The sequence below is a fragment of the Bacteriovorax stolpii genome, assembly GCF_002872415.1.
GTDB lineage: Bacteria > Bdellovibrionota > Bacteriovoracia > Bacteriovoracales > Bacteriovoracaceae > Bacteriovorax > Bacteriovorax stolpii.
In genome coordinates, this window is sequence record NZ_CP025704.1 from 457639 (window position 1) to 476304 (window position 18666).

Annotated in this window: 17 protein-coding genes; 8 read left to right on the forward strand and 9 right to left on the reverse strand. The window is 41.1% G+C overall.

The window, feature by feature from the left end:
- Positions 1-101 precede the first annotated feature (101 nt).
- Complete coding sequence (locus C0V70_RS02145) at positions 102-971, forward strand: trypsin-like peptidase domain-containing protein (protein WP_102242220.1); 870 nt, start codon at positions 102-104, stop codon at positions 969-971.
- Positions 972-1015: 44 nt separating this feature from the next.
- On the opposite strand, the gene C0V70_RS02150 is transcribed toward C0V70_RS02145, so the two are convergent.
- Both C0V70_RS02150 and C0V70_RS02155 read right to left on the reverse strand, forming a co-directional pair.
- Positions 1016-1486 (reverse strand): tRNA (cytidine(34)-2'-O)-methyltransferase, encoded by a 471-nt coding sequence (locus C0V70_RS02150; protein ID WP_102242221.1) that lies wholly within the window; start codon positions 1484-1486, stop codon positions 1016-1018.
- Complete coding sequence (locus tag C0V70_RS02155) at positions 1486-3036, reverse strand: leucyl aminopeptidase family protein (RefSeq protein WP_102242222.1); 1551 nt, start codon at positions 3034-3036, stop codon at positions 1486-1488. Before C0V70_RS02155 ends, C0V70_RS02150 begins: the two co-directional genes overlap by 1 nt.
- A 61-nt stretch (positions 3037-3097) precedes the next feature.
- Between C0V70_RS02155 and C0V70_RS02160 the strand changes: the two genes are divergently transcribed.
- On the forward strand, positions 3098-4273 hold the full coding sequence (locus tag C0V70_RS02160; protein ID WP_102242223.1) for an LptF/LptG family permease: 1176 nt from the start codon (positions 3098-3100) through the stop codon (positions 4271-4273).
- A gap of 1 nt (position 4274) precedes the next feature.
- Here the strand turns inward: C0V70_RS02160 and C0V70_RS02165 are convergent, their stop codons facing one another.
- Genes C0V70_RS02165 through C0V70_RS02175 form a run of 3 tightly spaced genes read right to left on the reverse strand, consistent with a single transcriptional unit; the run spans position 4275 to position 7506 of the window.
- Complete coding sequence (locus tag C0V70_RS02165; RefSeq protein WP_102242224.1) at positions 4275-5486, reverse strand: helix-turn-helix domain-containing protein; 1212 nt, start codon at positions 5484-5486, stop codon at positions 4275-4277.
- A gap of 6 nt (positions 5487-5492) precedes the next feature.
- Positions 5493-6338, reverse strand: coding sequence for a tetratricopeptide repeat protein (locus tag C0V70_RS02170; RefSeq protein WP_102242225.1), 846 nt, complete (start codon positions 6336-6338; stop codon positions 5493-5495).
- Between the two features lie 49 nt (positions 6339-6387).
- Positions 6388-7506, reverse strand: a complete 1119-nt coding sequence (locus tag C0V70_RS02175; RefSeq protein ID WP_102242226.1) for a class I SAM-dependent RNA methyltransferase — start codon at positions 7504-7506, stop codon at positions 6388-6390.
- Positions 7507-7591: 85 nt separating this feature from the next.
- Here C0V70_RS02175 and lepA point away from each other — a divergent pair, with 85 nt between their 5' ends.
- From lepA to C0V70_RS02195, 4 genes are all read left to right on the forward strand, one after another.
- Positions 7592-9391 (forward strand): translation elongation factor 4, encoded by a 1800-nt coding sequence (lepA, locus tag C0V70_RS02180; RefSeq protein WP_102242227.1) that lies wholly within the window; start codon positions 7592-7594, stop codon positions 9389-9391.
- 144 nt (positions 9392-9535) lie between these two features.
- Positions 9536-10162 carry a hypothetical protein gene (locus tag C0V70_RS02185; RefSeq protein ID WP_102242228.1) on the forward strand — a complete coding sequence of 209 codons (627 nt, stop codon included), beginning with the start codon at positions 9536-9538 and terminating at the stop codon, positions 10160-10162.
- A gap of 31 nt (positions 10163-10193) precedes the next feature.
- Entirely contained in the window at positions 10194-11198 is a 1005-nt protein-coding gene (locus C0V70_RS02190; protein WP_133566682.1) for a glycosyltransferase family protein, read from the forward strand.
- 105 nt (positions 11199-11303) lie between these two features.
- Positions 11304-12209 carry an SPFH domain-containing protein gene (locus C0V70_RS02195; protein ID WP_102242230.1) on the forward strand — a complete coding sequence of 302 codons (906 nt, stop codon included), beginning with the start codon at positions 11304-11306 and terminating at the stop codon, positions 12207-12209.
- A gap of 3 nt (positions 12210-12212) precedes the next feature.
- On the opposite strand, the gene C0V70_RS02200 is transcribed toward C0V70_RS02195, so the two are convergent.
- Entirely contained in the window at positions 12213-13181 is a 969-nt protein-coding gene (locus C0V70_RS02200) for a lysylphosphatidylglycerol synthase transmembrane domain-containing protein (RefSeq protein ID WP_102242231.1), read from the reverse strand.
- Positions 13182-13256: 75 nt separating this feature from the next.
- Between C0V70_RS02200 and C0V70_RS02205 the strand changes: the two genes are divergently transcribed.
- The gene (locus tag C0V70_RS02205; protein ID WP_102242232.1) at positions 13257-14579 is read left to right on the forward strand and encodes a UDP-glucose dehydrogenase family protein; all 1323 of its coding nucleotides are present in this window, start codon (positions 13257-13259) and stop codon (positions 14577-14579) included.
- Positions 14576-15358 carry a carbon-nitrogen hydrolase family protein gene (locus tag C0V70_RS02210; protein ID WP_102242233.1) on the forward strand — a complete coding sequence of 261 codons (783 nt, stop codon included), beginning with the start codon at positions 14576-14578 and terminating at the stop codon, positions 15356-15358. Before C0V70_RS02205 ends, C0V70_RS02210 begins: the two co-directional genes overlap by 4 nt.
- Here the strand turns inward: C0V70_RS02210 and C0V70_RS02215 are convergent.
- From C0V70_RS02215 to C0V70_RS02225, 3 genes are read right to left on the reverse strand one after another with little or no spacing between them, the layout of a single operon-like run.
- Entirely contained in the window at positions 15355-15639 is a 285-nt protein-coding gene (locus C0V70_RS02215) for a hypothetical protein (protein ID WP_102242234.1), read from the reverse strand. The two genes, C0V70_RS02210 and C0V70_RS02215, sit on opposite strands and share 4 nt — an antisense overlap.
- On the reverse strand, positions 15639-17570 hold the full coding sequence (locus C0V70_RS02220) for a protein-glutamine glutaminase family protein (RefSeq protein ID WP_102242235.1): 1932 nt from the start codon (positions 17568-17570) through the stop codon (positions 15639-15641). Before C0V70_RS02220 ends, C0V70_RS02215 begins: the two co-directional genes overlap by 1 nt.
- A 52-nt stretch (positions 17571-17622) precedes the next feature.
- The gene (locus C0V70_RS02225) at positions 17623-18666 is read right to left on the reverse strand and encodes an FUSC family protein (protein ID WP_102242236.1); all 1044 of its coding nucleotides are present in this window, start codon (positions 18664-18666) and stop codon (positions 17623-17625) included.

Here is an 18666-nt window from a genome sequence, read left to right on the forward strand (position 1 = left end):
TTTTTATTTTAAGCTCCAAAAGAGATATTTTGTTGGATTACAAAGTCAGATTAACAATCCTATGATTAACTTCACAAGAAATATAATCCAAGGATGGTTTTATGAAGTTTCTATTAACGCTGGCAACGTTCGCTCTTGCTCAATCTGCTTTTGCTTTTCCTACTGCTCCCTTTGATGCTCTAAAGACAACAATTGAACATTCAGAAAAATCAACTCAAGCTGAAACTTATGATTTCGAAGGAATCATTAAGCTTAACAACTGTTCAGGATCTTTAATTAGATTCCAGGGACAACCTACATCTTCTAAGGCCGTCGTTTTAACAAATGGCCACTGTTACTCTGCTGGAGTCTTTGGTGGAATGATGAAGCCAGGTGAAGTGATTTATAACAAAACTATTTCTCGCGATATGAAGATCTTCAATAAAGACATGAAGACATTTCCGGTTAAAGCTACTCGCGTGCTTTACGGAACAATGACTGATACTGATATTGCTCTTTATGAGCTTTCTGAGTCATACGATTCAATTATGTCTAAATATAAAATTGAGCCATTTAGCCTGGATACTGTACGACCATTTGAAGGAACGAATATTGATATCGTTTCTGGATACTGGGAACGTGGATATAGCTGTGCGATCGACGCTTTCATTTTCAACTTGAAAGAAGAAGGTTACACGTTTAAAGATTCAATCCGTTATACAGATGGATGTGCAACAGTTGGTGGAACTTCTGGTTCTCCAATTATCTCTCGCGGAACACGTTCAGTTATCGCTATCAACAATACAGCTAACGAAAGTGGGAAGAAGTGTACAATGAACAATCCTTGCGAAATCAATGAGCAAGGGACAATTACTGTTCTTCGTGATAAAAAGTACGGACAGCAGACTTATAACATTTACAGCTGTCTTCGCCCGGATTTCAACATCGACTTGAGTATTCCAGGGTGTGTACTTCCAAAACCAAGAAACTAATTTTAAGAAAACTTCATAAGGCCGGAACTTAGTTCCGGCCTTTTTTATTTTACGAAATCAATTTGTCTTAGAGCTTCGTAAGCTGCGGCCGTGGCGGCATTGGCAAGGTTGAGAGACCTGATGTGTTCAGAATTCATTGGCAGAGTGACCAATTGAGAGGTGAAGGCATCTTTAACTTCGGCCGGGAGACCTTTGGTCTCTGATCCGAAAATAAGATAGCTGTCTTTAGTGATCTTAAAATCAAAAATAGGTTTAGTGGCAAAGCGAGAGAAAAGAAACATTTTATCAGCACTAGGCTTTTCTTTTTCCATAAACTCTTCCCAGTTCTCATACACTTTAAGCTTAACGTACTTCCAGTAGTCAAGGCCTGCGCGTCTGACTGCCTTTTCATCGATATCGAAAGCGAGTGGTTTAATCAGGATGAGTTCGAGGTCGAGAGCGACCGTAGTGCGCCCGATACTCCCGGTATTTCCGGGAATTTCAGGCGCAACTAATACGATCTTAAATTTAGACATTATTGTTTACGAAGGTAATCAACAAGAGTTCTGATCACTAGACCTGAAGCTCCTTTGGCTGAACAGTATGGTAGGTGTCCTTGAGAGTCACCGATACCTGCGATATCTAAGTGGGCCCATGAGATACCTGGTTCAATGAAAGCTTCAATGAACGCAGCACCTTTAGCAGATCCACCGAAGCTTGCGCCACCGATGTTCTTAAGATCAGCTACTACTGATTTCATATCATTTTTGTGTTCATCAATGATTGGTAGTTGCCACATATATTCATCAGAGTTCTTAGCAGATTTTAAAAGAGCATCCGCAAGTTTTTGGTCGTTTGAGAATAGACCACAAACTTCGTTTCCTAGTGCAACAAGGATTGCTCCTGTTAAAGTAGCAGCGTCGATAAGTGCGTCTGGTTTAGAGTCACAAGCGTAGTTAACAACGTCACCAAGAACAAGGCGTCCTTCAGCATCAGTGTTCAGGATTTCAACAGTCTTTCCGTTACGAGCTTTAACGATTGAGTCTGGCATAGTTGCTTTTTCGTTAACAGCGTTGTCTGTCATACCCAGGTAACAAGAAATTTTTACTGGAAGCTCTAGAAGAACTGCGGCCCTGAAAGCAGCGTATACAGTTGCTGATCCTGCCATGTCGAATTTCATGTTCATCATTGAAGCACCTGGCTTTAATGAGTATCCACCTGTATCGAAAGTTAATCCTTTCCCTACAAGAGCGATGTGACGAGTTTTTGATGTCGCTTTTTTCGGAGTGTAAGTTAAGTGAACAAGGCGAGCTCCATAAGCTGAACCAGCGTTAACTGAAAGGAACATGTTCATGTTTTCTTTCTTAAGTTCAGGAACACCAAGAACTTTAACTTTTACGTTCTTAAGTGACTTAGCGTCTTTTTCGATTTCTTTTGCGTATGTTTCAGAGTTAAGGATGTTTGGTGCTTCGTTAACGAAGTTTTTAGCTACAGTGATAGACTCACCAATTTTAGAAGCTTCAGCGATAGCAGCTTCGAATTTCTTCTGAGCTGTTTTCTTTTCGCTTGTAACCAGGTTGATAGTTTGAAGCTTAGCTGTTTTCTTAGCCGAAAGGTGGCGGTCGAAAACGTAAGAAGTCATGTGAAGAGATTCAACGATCGCGGCCAGTGATTCTTCTTGTTCACCTTTTAGAAGGAATCCATCAAGGTGAAGGTTCATGTCTTCATATCTTCCAGACACAGCTTTATAGATGTGCGCGATTTGGCGTCTTAGAGTTTCTTTAGTTACTTTGTTCTTATCACCAAGACCAAGAATGATTGCGCTTTGCCCGTTTACTAGAGTCAGAGCAAAAGTTTCTCCAACATCACCTTTGTAGTGTTTGCTTGCTACTGCGTGCTCGAAAGCTTCAGTAACTTCTTCTGGCCAGTGAGGTTTTACCAGTACTTTTTCAGTCTTTGGCTTTGATGCCGGAGCTTTTTTAGAGGTCTTTGTTGTTTTTGCCGCTTTTTCTTCCTGTGTCTTGTTAAAACAAGAATAAACATTGAGTTCAGCGGATGTTGGTGCGAAGCTTAAATTAATTTTCATCGGTACATTCCTATGTTTTTGATGTTTAAAAAAAAGTATTCAGGCTAAAATAGCACAGTCTATGTTAAAAGTAACCACCAGGTATTTAGCAGCAAATTTTATCCCTCCGTTCGCCATAGGCTTTGTGTTCTTTGTGGCGTTCTTGATTACCTTCTATATGTTTAGGATTATCTCTCTTATTGTGAATAAGGGAGTTGAAATCGGAACAGTCTTGGGGATGGTCTCTAATTTAAGTGTCTCGTTTTTTCCTCTTGCGACACCATTGGCCGTGTTTTTCGCGACTATCTACACTTTGAACAAGCTAAGCGAAGACTCTGAGATCATTGCTATGCGCTCGTTTGGGATCACAAAGTTTAAGATTTATCTTCCTTTCCTTCTGGTAAGTTTACTTATTGGGGGAATGATTTTCTCACTTAATAGTGTTTATATTCCTAAGGCCAACGCCAACTTTAAGAACACCATCCTACGCCTGACATCAACGGGGATGCTGACCAGTATTAAATCAGGACAATTCTTTACCGACATTCCAAATGCAACGCTGTTTGCTGAGGACGTGTCAGAGAATGGAGACAATTTTGATGAGGTCTTTCTTCACTTAAAAGATAAGTCGGGGACAGAGCAGAGAATCATCTTTGCTAAAAAGGGCTCGTTGGTAAAACTTTATGCCGATGAACAACAGGCCCCTAGCTTAAGGCTTCACCTGAGAGACGGTAACATTACCAAGATCAATGGCGACGGGGATCAGGTAGAGAAGGTGCTTTTTGAGCAGTATGATTTTCCAATCTTTAATGCTGATTTTGTCTCGAGCAGCTTAGATAAAGACAGTATGAAGACTAATAAAGAGTTATATAAGACTATCGAAAGCAGGCTGAGAGACTACAACTACATGATGCAGACTCCGGCCAAAAACGAAGACGACACAAAGATTAGGAAGGAAGCCAAAAAAACGATTGTGAAGTCTCAAATCGAATACTACGGACGTTTTATTACTCTTCCACAAATTATCCTTTTTGTGCTTTTAGGTTTTGCTTTAGGTATTAAAAAAGGAAGAGGCGGGGGAAGTGGAAACACGATCCGTGCTATTGTCTTTCTTCTTGGTTACTACGGACTTTATTTCTTTTTGATCAGCTTGGCACAAAGAGGAGCAATAGGTGCTGCTCTTGCGAGCTTTTCACCTAGTGTCCTCTTGTTATGTATCTCTCTTTATTATTTCCGAAAATTAGATTGGGTCGGGTAAGTTAAATATTATTAACTTTGCGTCCGTCTGTTCTTGGGGCCTCTGCTGCTGGTGCAGGTGGAGGAGTTGGCGTTTTCTTCTGGTTAACCTTTAAGTATTCATCACTGGTTAAAACAGAGCCGTCATCCTGGAAAACAAAGAGTGGTGCCATGTACTTCGTTTTCATTTCTTCCGGAAGAACGATGTTCTTCACACCGCCTTTTGCTCCAGCGGTTAGATTCACAGGCTTGTTGTTGTAGAAAACTTTTAACGAACGAGTGTTTCCAACAAACAGACGAATTAAAGAACCTCTAAGGAAAAGAGTTCTTCCCTGGCGTAAAACAAATTTTTTAATTTCTTTGTCATCAACTTTGTATGTTAGCCAAGAATCGCCTTCGCTGGCATTGATGAAAACCGTTTCCTGGCCTTTTGTCGGTTGGATACGGTATTTCGCAGGAAGAAGTTCATCGTATTGCTCTTTTTCCATTTTTTCTTCAGCGAATTGTTTTTCAGCAATAGAGATCGTTGAAAGATTGATATCGTTAACAGTCACTTCAGCTGGCTTCGGGTTTTTATCCTGAATTAAGTTAACCTGAATCGGCTCTTCTTTTTTAGGCTCAACTGGTTCAACTTTAGCGACCGGCTTAGGCGCTGGTGCTTTTTTCTTATGAAGAGTAGAGAGAACTTCAGGAAGTTTAACTTCTGACTCTTCAGAAGATTTTTCCAGGAAGTTTTTAACGTTAAATCCAACGATCCCTACAATCAGGATAACGACTGCTGACTTCGCCAGAAAAACTGTTGAAGAAGCTGTTACTGATTTTACTGTTTCCAGTGGAGTTGTCGTGATGGCCGAAAGAGTGTTTCTTGCAGCTTCTGTTTTCATTTCCTGGTTGGGAACTGGGTGGTGCATTTGAGGGGCACTTTTTGCGTAAGCAGTATCAAGAAGCTCAAGGGCCATCTCTTGGTTGATGCCCAGGATTTTTGATGTCGATTTTACGAAACCGCGAACATAAGCTTTGCTTGGAAGTTTTTCAAATTCGTCAGCTTCCAGGCTTTCAAGTAGTCCAATGTGGATTTTCGTTTGTTGAGAGATGACTTTTAAACTAAGTCCTTTGTCTTCTCTGCTTTTTTTGATCAGTTGTCCGATCGTTAACTTTGGTTCAACGTGTACAGGTGTTTCTTGTACTGGCGTTGTTTCGATTCCATTTTCAGGTGTATTGTTTTCTTCCGTCATAGTTTCTTAAAAGTTCGGAGTCTCGACTGCACGTGATTCTTTAATCACTTCAGTCTGAGAAGCTCTGGTTGATGATTGGCCTTCCGGCATACTTTCCAGCTTGCGAAGTTGAGCAACGGCCATCGAGCTAAAACGAGTTGATGGAAACTTGTCTGTAATTTCGATTAACTTTCTTTTGGCTTCTGCTGGTTTATTTAAATTGATAAGTGTTAGAGCTTGTTGATAGTACGGAGCAGGTTCTTTTACACAAGTCCCTTTTCCGGCGTTTTTAAATGCCTCAAGCGCTTGAGAGAAGCGGTATTCTTCTGCGTACATTTCTCCCAGTTTATAGTGAGCGGCACAGTAGTCTTCTCTTTCTTTCACTGATTTTGCAAGATACTCGAAAGCAGAGCGCCTGTCGCCTTCTTTTAATGAGAGGATTCCCAGGTTGTAGTAGTTTCTGAACTGATTGTTGAAAGTCAGGTCTTTTTCCACACGCTCGAATTGTTCACGCGCTTCTTTTAATCTGTTTTTTTCCATATACAGTGAGCCAAGGTTGATTCTGGCATCGCTGTTTTTTGGATCAAGGCTGATAGCTTCCTTTAATTCATTCTCGGCCAGAACTGGCTGCTCTCTGAAATAATAGGCCATCCCAAGATTGTTTCTGATTTGTGAATCTTTTGGGTTTAAGTCTCTGGCCTGTGTCAGGTAAGTAAGGGCCTGTGCGTAGTTTTTAGAAATTAAATCTTCCGTGCCTCGACCGTAATAAACTTCGGCCTTCTTTTCTTCAACTGTCTGGTCTTTTAGTTGATTGCTTGAACAAGAAGCAACGGCAAGTGTAGTAAGAGTTAAACATAACGCTTTTTTTAGCATGGGATCCTCACATCTCAATCCATTAAGATATGAGTCTATTTTAATCGCGCTATGCTCTTCTTGTAAATATGCCGATTGTTTCAAAATGCTGGGTAGAAGGGAAAAGGTCGAATATTTCCACACTCTGAAGATCGTAGTTGCTCAAAGTCGCCAGCGTGTCTCGAGTGAAACTGGTCGCTTCGCAGGCGATGAAGATAAATCCAGCTGGTTTAAATTCATTTAAAAAATCCTGAAGATTTTTTAATCCCGAACGAGGTGGGTCAATAATTAACCAGTCAGGGCGAGGGTAACCGTCTTTTTTAAGAGCGATGAGGCTTCTTACAGCGTTTTTGTCGTATAAATCGAGAGAAAAGAACTTCTGATGGGCCGAAGGTTGAGGAGCTGTACGGTATTTATCCACAACTAGAGTTGGGTTTTTAAACTTCACGCTAAGGTTCCCGTTTCCGCCGAAAAGATCGTACACGACGGCTTTTGGAGGAATGATTTCATGGGCCTTTTTTTCGATCCAAACGCGAAGGCGCTCATTCATTTCTGCGTTTACCTGAGTGAAACCGCCATTAGCATATGGATAATTCACTGACACTTTTACGTTGTGTCCGCCAGTGTGGTTGTCTTTTGAGTAAAGCTCGATATGGCCCTTGGCCGGCTCTTTTGTCACTAGTTTTAGCCAATTGTCGGCAGCATAAAGAGCGCGAAGTTCATAAGCGACACTTGGCTCGATAATCTTACATTCAGGAACTGGGATGATTTCGTTTTTATAGTTTAAAAGTCCGAGCTGTCTCTTCTTTTTATCGTAGTGAAGCTGGATGCGGTTTCTGTATGAAAGTCTTCTTTTTGCACCGTGAACAGTTACTGGGACTTCCGGGAATTTGTACATGTGGCGGGCAAGCGCAGCTTTTTTGTATTCAAGTTCCTTTTCGTAACTAGTGTGCTGGAAATCGCAGCCGTTGCACTCGTTGTAGTGCGGGCATAGTGGTGCAATTCTATCCGGTGCAGGAGTGACAACGTCGCAAAGTTTGGCAAATTGAACCCCTTTTTTCGAAGAGAACACTTCCGCAGTGACAATTTCGCCTGGCAAAGTTTTTTTGATGAAGGTTACACTGCCTTCTTGTTTAGAAACGCCTTGCCCAATAGGATCAATATGCTGGATTTCGAACTCGTTTTTCATGAAAGGTGCCCTAAGTTTCGTATAATAAATTCAATTTTTAAGTATCTAGTGCTATGGTGATTGCTATCTTTAATTTTAGGGATTTATGGATCAAAAATTTATTCGCAATTTTTCTATCATTGCTCACATTGACCACGGGAAATCGACTCTCGCAGATCGTATTATGGAAGCAACAAACGCTGTCTCAAATCGTGAGAAGAAAGACCGTTTACTCGATAACATGGATCTAGAGCGCGAACGAGGAATTACCATTAAAGCCCAGGCTGTTCGTATCCCTTATAAGGCGCAGGATGGCAATACCTATTATTTTAATTTGATAGATACTCCGGGCCACGTAGACTTCTCATACGAAGTTTCGCGCTCTTTAGCTTCATGTGATGGAGCACTCCTAGTTGTAGACGCCTCTCAAGGGGTAGAGGCTCAGACTCTGGCCAACGTTTATATGGCCATCGACAACGACCTGGAAATCCTTCCGGTTATTAACAAAATTGATTTACCTCACGCCGACGCTCCAAGAGTGAAGAAGGAAGTTGAGGATATTATCGGAATCGATACCAGCGAAGCTTGTGAAGTTTCGGCAAAATCAGGAATTGGTATTGATGCTTTATTAGAGCAAATTGTTAAAAAGATTCCAGCTCCAACTGGAAAATCAACCAACCCACTTCAGGCACTGATTTTCGATTCATGGTTTGATGTTTATCAGGGTGTAGTTATTCTGGTGAGAGTGGTTGAAGGGACATTAAAAAAACGCGAGAAAATTTTCCTTAAGGCCGGAGGCCAGGAATACGAAGTTTTAAAATTGGCGGTGAACTCGCCATTTTTCACTGAGCTTGATGAATTAACGGCCGGTGAAGTAGGGATGGTAATTTGTGGGATTAAAACTATTCGTGACGTTCATATTGGCGACACTGTTGTTCATGCCAACAAAAAAGAGACTCCAAATCTCGCTGGATACGTTGAAGTCAAACCCATGGTTTTTTGTGGTATTTTTCCTGTTGAGTCTACTGATTATGAAAATCTAAAAGAAGCTCTGGAGAAACTTGCTCTTAACGATGCTTCTTTCACCTATGAGCCGGAGAGTTCTGCTGCCCTTGGTTTTGGTTTCCGTTGCGGATTCTTAGGACTTCTGCACATGAACATTATTCAGGAGAGACTTGAGCGCGAGTTTGGTCTGGCCCTGATTTCGACAGCTCCATCGGTGAGTTATAAAGTTTTAAAAAATAACGGCGAAGAAATCATGATCTCGAACCCGTCAGAGATGCCGGAGCCGGGAGAAATTCAATCTGTCAGTGAGCCAATGGTTCAATTGTCGATTCACGTTCCGAATGAATATGTAGGTCGTATGATCACTCTTTGCGAAGAAAGAAGAGGGATTCAAACTGAGATTAAATACATTACTGAAGACCGCGTTCAGGTTATTTACGACCTGCCACTTTCGGAAATGGTTTTTGATTTTTACGATAAGCTAAAAGGTTTAACTAAAGGGTACGCTTCGATGGACTATGAGTTCAGAGATTACGCAGAGGCCGACTTAGTTAAAGTTGATATTTTATTGAATGGAGACAAGGTTGATGCCCTGTCGATTATTTGTCACCGCGACAATTCTTTCTATAAAGGCCGTGACCTTGTGCAAAAACTTCAAAAATTAATCGATCGCCAACAATTTGATATTGCGGTACAAGCCGCAATTGGTGCTAAAATAGTTGCAAGAGAAACAGTCAAGGCCCTGCGTAAGAACGTACTTGCCAAGTGTTATGGTGGTGACGTCTCACGTAAGCGCAAACTTCTAGAAAAACAAAAAGAAGGAAAGAAGCGCATGAAAATGGTAGGATCTGTAGAGGTTCCGCAAGAGGCGTTCCTCGCTGTTCTTTCGACTGATGAATAAGTTAAGAATTGGAAGCTGTTTCAGCGATGCCAGATTCTAGGAGTTGAAGAGTGAGGGAGGAGGCGTGCTACTGCACGTCGCACGACTGAGCGATGAAAGACGACGAAGATGGTATTGATGAAATAGATTCATATAAAGGATTATATGCACCCACTGTTAAAAGAACATTTTTTAAAAGCGTTGGACATCTATACACAAGGTGTACATTACGACACGCTTTTAGAGGCCAAGAAAGAGTATTTCACAATCACTGGTCAAGCTAACGACGACGATGATGATTTTGAGGCGCGCATGAACTCGTTTAACGAGTGGTACGTTCTTCAGTTTATTTCTATGCGTGGAACTAGAACTGTTATTAGCGATTACCTGATCAATAACCCGGTAGATGATTTCCTGGCGAAGTCACTTTCAGGTGTTAACTATTCTCTATTTGAGTATGTCGGTAAAAACTTCAGAGGATACGATACTCTGTACGATATGCTTCACGATAAAAAAATCACTCTTCCAAAAGGAGAGTCGCTTCCATCAATCATTAAAGATGATATTTTCGTTGGGCGCGTTCTGACTTATGAAAACCAAAATTATCTGATGAGTGGCCTTTGTGTTATTCCAAAAGATGTTCGCGGTATCCTGAAGAAGGAATGTAAAAAAGTTAGAAAGCTTAAAAATCCTGGTGAGGAGCTAAAATTCCTTCTGAAGATCGAATCTTTTAAGACGAAGTGGATCCGCTACGGACACGTCGATGCCACAAAAATCTTCAAATTTAGTTAAGTTATACGGTTTTACCTTATTAAGAAATGGCGTGAAATACGATTACTCTTTTAGAGAATCATTCACGTCATTATCTCATATCTCAGAGGAAGTTTACGTTGCCTTGGATAAAGGTGATGACAATTCACTGGAAGAATCACAGAAGATTCCCGGTGTAAAAATCATACCTAGCACTTGGGATATGGCCCTGAAAAAAGGACTCGTGCTTTCTGTGGAAACCAACAAAGCATTAGAGGCCTTGAGAAAAGATCACGGGCAGGAAGACAATGCCTGGGGGATTTACCTGCAGGCCGATGAAGTTTTACACGAAGACGATTACGAAAGATTAATTAAAGATATTGAAGAAGCACAGAAAACTGGTTGTGATGCAATTTCATTTCGCTACTTCCATTTCTGGCAAACCCATCACCATGTGGCCGTTTCTAAAAAATGGTACCCGCATGAAATCAGAGCTATCAAACTAAAGACCAATATTGAATCGTGGGGTGATGCCCAGGGATTTAGAAACCAGACTAAAGTTTTCTTCACCGAGGCGCGGATTTTTCATTACGGCCACGTAAGAGAGCAAGATTCATATAAAGAAAAAATCCGCGATATGGGGAAGCTTTATCATGAAGCTCAGGTGTTGGAAGAAAAACTTTCTAAAGGTCAGAAAAACGCCAGCAAGAATAAATGTATTGAGTACTTTGGCACTCATCCTTTAGTGATGAAAGAGCGCATCTTGCGCATGAATGATATTTGGGAGCTTCCGGAAGTTTCTGAAGTGGCGATTGTGGGAGACCCGAAAAAATATTCTCCAGCTCTTCTTAAAACAATTGGGGCCAAAAAGGTTTCATGGTTTGCTACGAGCAGTGAAGTTCCTAGAGCTTTAAAGAAGTCCATGGTGTTAACTGAGCCTGGATTGTTTGATTACCTTTTTAAGAGAGCAGAGCCAGGTCTGGAAATGAAGTCGAAACTTCACCGCAAGTGGAGTGATGACTTTAAGCTGATTTTTCAGTTATCAAGCAGACATGTCGGCTTTCGCCATCCATCTTAGATCCTTCTTAGCGTCGGATCTTACAGGGAAACAAATTTTTGCATTTAGGCTTTTGTGAAGGCCTCTCAGGGTTTATGATCTAGGAAACTAATTTGAGAGGTCTATGTGGAACCACTATTGATTGTACTTCTGATTTTTATCGCTATTTGCTTATTTGATTCATTGTTTATTGTTAACTCGCAGACGGCTGCTATTATCGAGCGTCTTGGGAAGTATCACGTCACAGCTCACGAAGGTCTGAACTTCAAGCTGCCTTTTCTCGACAGAATTGTTATCAGAAGAAATTTAAAAATTGTTCAACAGGATATCGAAGTTGAAACGAAAACTAGAGACAACGTATTCGTAAGAACAAAAGTCTCAGTTCAGTATCAGATCATCAGAGATAAGGTTCACGATTCATACTACCGTCTTTCTGATCCTATCGCGCAGATTGAAAGTTATATTTTTGACGTTGTTCGTTCTGAAATCCCTAAGCTTTCTCTTGATGATGTATTTGTCAGCAAAGATACAGTTGCCCTAGCAGTTAAAGAATCGCTTGAAGAATCAATGGATGATTTTGGTTTTATGATTATTAAAACTCTAATCACAGATATTGATCCGGATGAAAAAGTTAAGCAATCGATGAACGAAATCAACGCAGCTGAAAGATTAAGAGATGCAGCGATGGCCAAAGCTGAAGCTGAAAAGATTGGTATCGTTATGCAGGCCGAGGCTCACGCTGAAAGCAAGCGTCTTCAAGGTTTGGGGATGGCCAACCAAAGAAAAGAAATTGCTTCTGGTCTGAAAGCTTCTATTGAGGATTTGAAACAATCAGGAATCAACAACGAAGAGGTTCTGACTATCCTTCTGATTACTCAACACTATGATGCACTAGAGGCCATGAGTAAAAACTCTCACTCAAATACAATCATGGTTCCATACAGTTCAAGTAATGTAACGGGAATGAGAGACCAGATTCAGGAAGCCATTTTAACTTCGGTTAACTCGGTGAAAGAAAGCCAGCACAGATAATGATTAAGGTGTCTCCTGCCTGTCTTTAAGTTCAGACTTAACGAACAGGTAGGGGATAACTCCCGTAAGATTCACCAGCGTATTGGCGATAAAAAATAAATTGAACAATGAAGCGCCATGATCAATTTGCAGCATCTTAAATAAATTTTCAAACAGCACGTGACCAACACCCAGACCTGCCGGCGTAATGGGCAGAGCTGCGCCGATCATCCCGATGGGAAGAATGCTAAAGATATTTAAGACTGAAGTCTCCAGAGGAATAAAAGGCTTAATTAAAAGCCAGATGCAGATAAAGAGCAGCAACTGATTAAGTACACTCAGCATGAAGGTGTAAAAAAATGGTTTAAACGATAAGCGGATGGAAAGCATATCTATTAAAGGGCCCAGGACTTTAGGCCATCTGGCGAGGTAATGAGTGAGCTTAGAAACCAACTTCTCTCTGTTGATCAGATTGCTGAAGATGACGACAATAAAAATCCCTAACCCGGCAAAGAGAACGACGTTCATGATAATGAAAGTTAAGAGCGCAGGGTTGAGTGCCATGATGCTTTGGTATTGAAAACAGCAAATAAAAATCCCAATCCCCAATAGACCAAGAAGTCCTACAAAACGATCGAGGGCGATAATGGAAGCTACGGTTGTGGCCGAGAGACTTTTATCCAGGTTTCTAAAATAGAAAAACTTTATGACATCTCCGGCACTAGAGCCCGGAAGAATCACTGAAAAGAAATTACCAATCGCATTAAACGCAAAGAGCTTGGAAAAAGATATTTTGTTTTCACTTTTTGTTTCCAGGAGAATCTGGCAGCGGATGTTGGCGATAAATAATCGAGCAACCAGTAAGGTTATTGCGAAAACCCATAAATAACCACTATTCAAGGTCTTTGTTACGAGAGAGAAATCCAGCTGACCATTCTTAAAAAGCCAATAGCATAAGGCGAAGGCCAGGAAGAATTTGAGGGTGGTTTTCATCTATAAAAATTTAGCATATTCCCTCGCATAATGCTATTGTAGGGGGAAATTGCTAATTTTGAGAGAGAGGAAAATATGAAAGTTTCTGTTATTGGTACTGGGTATGTTGGATTAGTCAGCGGGACATGTTTTGCTGAAATCGGGCATGATGTTACATGTATTGATATCGATCCAAAAAAGATCGAGATGCTTAAAGCACATAAATCGCCAATCTATGAACCAGGTTTAACAGAACTTCTGGAAAGAAATATTAAAGCGGGCAGACTTCATTTCTCAACAGGGTATGAATCTGTAGCTTCTGCTCAATCAATCTTCTTAGCGGTTGGAACACCATCTGCAGATGACGGAAGAGCTGATCTTAAGTATCTTCGTGCCGCAGCTGAAGCTGTCGCAAAGAATTTAACTGACGGAGCAATCGTTGTTATTAAATCAACGGTTCCTGTTGGGACATCAGTTGAAATCAGAAAACTGATTGCAGAAAAAACGACAAAAAAATTCCATTTGGTTAACAACCCTGAATTCCTAAAAGAAGGATCAGCGGTAGAAGACTTTATGCGCCCTGACCGCGTTATCATCGGTCACCAGGACGCTGGTGCGATGAAAGTGATGGAAGAGCTTTATGCTCCTCTTGTTCGCCAAGGTAACCCGATCTACGGAATGAGCAACCTTTCAGCTGAAATGAGTAAGTACGCAGCGAACTGCTTCCTTGCAACTAAGATTTCTTTCATCAATGAAATTGCTCGCCTTTGTGATTTAACAAATGCAGATATTGAAGAAGTGAGAAAAGGGATTTCATCTGACAAGAGAATTGGTGGACACTTCCTATACCCAGGTCCAGGTTACGGTGGGTCGTGTTTCCCTAAAGACGTAAAAGCTCTAGTGGCAACAGCTGAAGACTACGGAATGGATTTAAAAATCATCAATGCAACTGAAGAAGTTAACGATGAACAAAAATCTTATGTTTTCTCAAAAGTTAAAAAACACTACGGTGACAATCTTACTGGTAAAGTCTTCACGTTCTGGGGTGTAGCTTTCAAAGCAAACACTGATGACGTTCGCGAGACAGCAGCAATTGCCATGGCAAGAAAGTTAATTGGAGCAGGTGCAACGATTAATATTTTCGATCCAGTAGCAACTGAAAACTACCTGCATGAAATGAGTCAATACAAAGAGTGTGAAGGCAAAATTAAGGCCTTCGACAATAAGTATGATGCCCTTAAAGGATCTGATGCTCTTATCACAGTCACTGAGTGGAGAGAATTTACGACTCCTGATTTTGGAGAGATCAAAGCGAAGCTTAACAAGCCCGTTATCTTTGACGGAAGAAACCTGTACGACACGAAAAAAGTTCAGGCGGAAGGATTTACTTACTACGCAATTGGGAAATTCATTAAATGAAAATCGCAGTACTACAGTTAACATCTGTTCTTGATTATAAAACGAATCTTGAGACGATCAGAGGCCTTTTAAAAGAGGCTAAAGCTCAAGGGGCCGAAGCATTCTTTATGCCGGAAGTTTTTTATTCAATGAGCGATGGAATCACTCCTACACCTTATTTAGTTGAAGAGGGCAATGGGCACTACAAAGAAATCCAGAAGCTTTCGACGGATTTCGGTATGGCCCAGATAGGTGGTTCGGCCGCAACTTTATTAAATGGGAAAGTGGTTAACCGCGCCTATAACTTTGATAAGAATGGTAAAGACCTTGGTCACTACGATAAGATCAATCTTTTTGCCTGCGATCTTCCGGATAAGAAAATTTCAGAAGCAAAAAACTATACTGCTGGCTCTGATTATAAAGTCGTTGATTTAAACGCTGTTAAAATAGGTCTGGGGATCTGTTTTGATATGCGCTTTTCGGAGATGGCCCTTCACTATAGAAAAGAAGGAGCGAGCATTATCACTTACCCTGCCGCTTTTACAGTGCCGACGGGAAGAGCTCATTGGCATACACTTCTTCGCGCCCGCGCGATTGAGAACCAGTGTTTTGTCATTGCGGCTGCTCAGTGGGGACACCACAACGATAGGATGCAAACTTATGGTCATTCATTAGTTGTTGACCCGTGGGGAGACATTCTTATGGATCTTCAAGAAGGTGTGAAGGTAGGAGTGGTAGAACTTGATTTCCCGAAGATTGAACTCATCAGGAAATCAGTTCTCATGAATCGTCCTTATTAATCGACTTTGCAATCTAAAACACTTAGCGAATATGCGGCCACTTTTAAAGTGGCCTTTTTATTTTCCTTCATCGCTTTTTGCAGACAAGGTGCAAACTTTTCTTCAGCGAAGTAGGCAGCCGCAAGCTCGACTAATTCCAGGCGATAGACCTTTTTAGGAGTCATCAGTATTTTAGCAATATGAGCTTTGATTTCTATTGTTTTCTCTTCACGTTTGCCCGCCTCCAGGGCAAGTGTGAGAGAGGACATCAGAAGTGTTAAAAGAAGGATTGATGTTTTCATTATCTTGGCTCCAGTGGTTTGTACATTCTCATTGTTTCATTCGCCATATCCATTTTCTCTTGTTCTGAAAGATAGATGCTATCGCGAGGAAGATAAGGATCAGAGCTTGAGAAAGATAAGGCTGATCTCTCCATCATGGCGGCATTTTCCGGGAAAGGGAAAGCTGTCACAACTGAACCTCGAGCTGTATTTTTCGACATCTTGTTATCCCACTCCTCAACTGTTACCGGTTTATCAAAAAGAGAAGGGTCGATAACCATTTTTTGTGTTTCACCCTTGGCATTTTTAACATACACGATAGGAGCTACGTGGAAGTTCCACTGAATAAGAGGCTCAGTTCCCGGAACATAAAGGTCTCCCTTGATCCAGACCTTATCAACGCGCACACCTTCTTCTTCAAAACGTCTCGCCATTAAGTGAGCACGGGCATAACAACCGTCTGGCTTATATTTCCAGGCAATGTCATCCATCTTTTGTGCTTTTTTGAAAAGCTCACTCGCTCTTTCCATCGTAATGGTTTGTTCAACACTTCTGTCTGGGTGAATGTTCTTTTTGATGCGCTCAAGATTTTTTGCCGCTTCAGCATTTAGGAAAACACCTTGATAAATACATCCTAATTCAGGTGCTTTTTTTGGATCGACAAAAGTCCCGACCAGGTTTCCATTACCGATAACCTGAATGAACTCGGCCAGTTCAAGGTCGCCAAGTTTTTTAAGCACTTTCTTTTTTCCGTCAACCAAATCGTTTAATGCTTTGTTGTCTTTACAAACATTTTTATAATAAACGATGGCCTGCTCAAAATTGGGATCTTTATACGTCACAACCTTATCGCGGTCTTGTCCAAGTGATTGAGGAACGCTCGCTTTGATGTAATCGCCGTACATCGGAAGCTTTTTATAGTCGTAAGGCACATCCACCAATGGCGTTTTCGAGTTTGGAGATGTGATTTTTTTGATCGTAGCCGTTGGCCCGATTCCGTCTTTTTCATCTAGTAAATGAATGGTCCCCTGGATCATTGAATTTGGAGCGGAGTCATAAAGCATTGTCGCTTGGTATGTCTTTCCATCAATTGTCACCGGATCACATTTAAAGCTTCCGCATTTAATTTGGTAACTCATTTGGCGCTGATAATCTCTTTCTTGATTTGTCAGCTCTCTGGTTTCACCGCGCTCGCATGAAATTTCCTGACCGTTAAAGAGTTGAACCTTGTATGACTTTTCGTTGTAGGCCCTGTCGAGTTCTGCTTTCGCTTCTTCTCTATCGTGCATGTAGGCCTGGACAATGGACTTGTATTGAGTAGAGCCTTTCGTCTTTAATGAATTATCAGAGCGGTTTTCTGGGTTGGTGAAAAAAGCATCAATCAGCATGACGCTTTCATTGTATTTAGTGCTTAGGTCGCTCGGTTTTACAAAAGCACCTGCACCACCATAACCTCCCATCATCCCACCACCCATACCCATTCCCATTCCTGGAGATATCGTTGGAGCAGCATAGAGAGTTTTTCCATCCGCTACGACATTTTCAATCGGAGCGAATGCTGGTGCATTTTCTTTATCTCTGCTAAGAGCTGTGAAACCAAATGGACTGTTTTTAACCAGCACTGGTTTATCGCCATTAGGACAAATGTAAACTTTGACTTCTTTATCCAGATTACATTTTACAGAGGATTGGTTGTTGGCAAGTTTAACTGTGATTTGGGGATGATCATCAGGATTGATTTTGGTTGCTCCCATTCCCGGAAATCCACCAGTCATTCCTCCGAATATTCCGCCACCAAAAGGAGTGTTTGAAGGAGAATTGAAAGAGTCTTTTTGAAGGCCCTGTTGCTGTTCTTGTCCTGGATACTGATTGTATTGATCCAGGTCTTGCACTTGAGCAAAGACTGTCGATTGCACTAAAACAAACGAAAGAAGAAGTAGATTAATTTTCACATAGACCCCCAATTGAGGTCTTATCGGCCAAACAAAACACAAATGTGACAAATTAATGTCTGAGAGATTTAATCGACTTTTTAACGATGTCTGGCTTGAGCCAAATTGCAGCTAAGACTCCGATAGAACATCCAAGAATGATATCAATCGCGCGCCAGTAAGCTAAGTGGTGAGTCGCTGTTGATTGAGGAGCTGCGATTTCCAGGAAAAAGAGAATCATCGCCGCGATATAGATGTTACCAACCCAATAATTTTGAGAAAGACCTAGTGGCATTAAAAATGAACAGATAAAGACAAAAGAAATAAGCAGAAGCTGGTTATGGGCATAAGTTAAAATAACTGAAGCGATGACAACGCCTAAAATTGTTCCCAGGACTCTCTGAGCACTTTTGTAAATGCTTTGATAACTGTCGGGAAGAATCACGATAAGTGCAGTTCCCACAATCCAGTTTGCATGAGCGAATTCAAAAACCTGAGCAAGGATATAGCCAAGAGTTGAAAAGATAGCGCACACCAAAGGAAATTTGATCCCGCGGTTATGAGCAATAATCTTTTTTACCGTTGCTCTTTTACTTACCGTTAATTTAGTCTCATGTTTTGTGACTTTAAAAATAACATAGGCCCAAAACAGGTAATTGAGAAAAGCAATGCTTGAATAAAGAAGAAGTGAAGTGAGTTTTAGCTTAATAACAACTTCAGCTGAAGCTGTTAAGAATTGAAGTGTGATAAAAAGCATCATGCGTTCAAGTTCAATTCCATAATCTTTTGATTTCCCCAGAAGAAAACTCAAAATGAAAAGAATGATCGCAACAGTATAGAGGCTGCCAACTGAAGCTGCGCCAACTGCTAAGCTGATCATTAAGAGAATAAAAGTGACAACCAGATGGCGGGTGCGGACAAAAAAACTATCAAAGTGATCGTTTAAATAAAAGACCAGACCCATAAGTGAGCCGAACATTGAGACAAAAAGCTCATGATTAAAATGTCCGATAATTAATGGAGTAGTGATGGCCAAGGCGGAAAGAAGCATTTTAAAGAGCGGTGTCGGCTCGGGATTGATACGAAGTGTGTTTTCGACGTGTTCTTTAAATGGCAT

Bases quoted from the DNA above. Each gene is read 5' to 3' on its own strand.
- C0V70_RS02215 (WP_102242234.1), bottom strand. From the start codon at position 15,639: ATGAAAACATCAATCCTTCTTTTAACACTTCTGATGTCCTCTCTCACA.
- C0V70_RS02185 (WP_102242228.1), top strand. From the start codon at position 9,536: ATGCACCCACTGTTAAAAGAACATTTTTTAAAAGCGTTGGACATCTAT.
- C0V70_RS02155 (WP_102242222.1), bottom strand. From the start codon at position 3,036: ATGAAAATTAATTTAAGCTTCGCACCAACATCCGCTGAACTCAATGTT.
- C0V70_RS02200 (WP_102242231.1), bottom strand. From the start codon at position 13,181: ATGAAAACCACCCTCAAATTCTTCCTGGCCTTCGCCTTATGCTATTGG.
- C0V70_RS02150 (WP_102242221.1), bottom strand. From the start codon at position 1,486: ATGTCTAAATTTAAGATCGTATTAGTTGCGCCTGAAATTCCCGGAAAT.
- C0V70_RS02165 (WP_102242224.1), bottom strand. From the start codon at position 5,486: ATGACGGAAGAAAACAATACACCTGAAAATGGAATCGAAACAACGCCA.
- C0V70_RS02170 (WP_102242225.1), bottom strand. From the start codon at position 6,338: ATGCTAAAAAAAGCGTTATGTTTAACTCTTACTACACTTGCCGTTGCT.
- lepA (WP_102242227.1), top strand. From the start codon at position 7,592: ATGGATCAAAAATTTATTCGCAATTTTTCTATCATTGCTCACATTGAC.
- C0V70_RS02205 (WP_102242232.1), top strand. From the start codon at position 13,257: ATGAAAGTTTCTGTTATTGGTACTGGGTATGTTGGATTAGTCAGCGGG.
- C0V70_RS02145 (WP_102242220.1), top strand. From the start codon at position 102: ATGAAGTTTCTATTAACGCTGGCAACGTTCGCTCTTGCTCAATCTGCT.
- C0V70_RS02210 (WP_102242233.1), top strand. From the start codon at position 14,576: ATGAAAATCGCAGTACTACAGTTAACATCTGTTCTTGATTATAAAACG.
- C0V70_RS02175 (WP_102242226.1), bottom strand. From the start codon at position 7,506: ATGAAAAACGAGTTCGAAATCCAGCATATTGATCCTATTGGGCAAGGC.
- C0V70_RS02225 (WP_102242236.1), bottom strand. From the start codon at position 18,666: ATGCCATTTAAAGAACACGTCGAAAACACACTTCGTATCAATCCCGAG.
- C0V70_RS02160 (WP_102242223.1), top strand. From the start codon at position 3,098: ATGTTAAAAGTAACCACCAGGTATTTAGCAGCAAATTTTATCCCTCCG.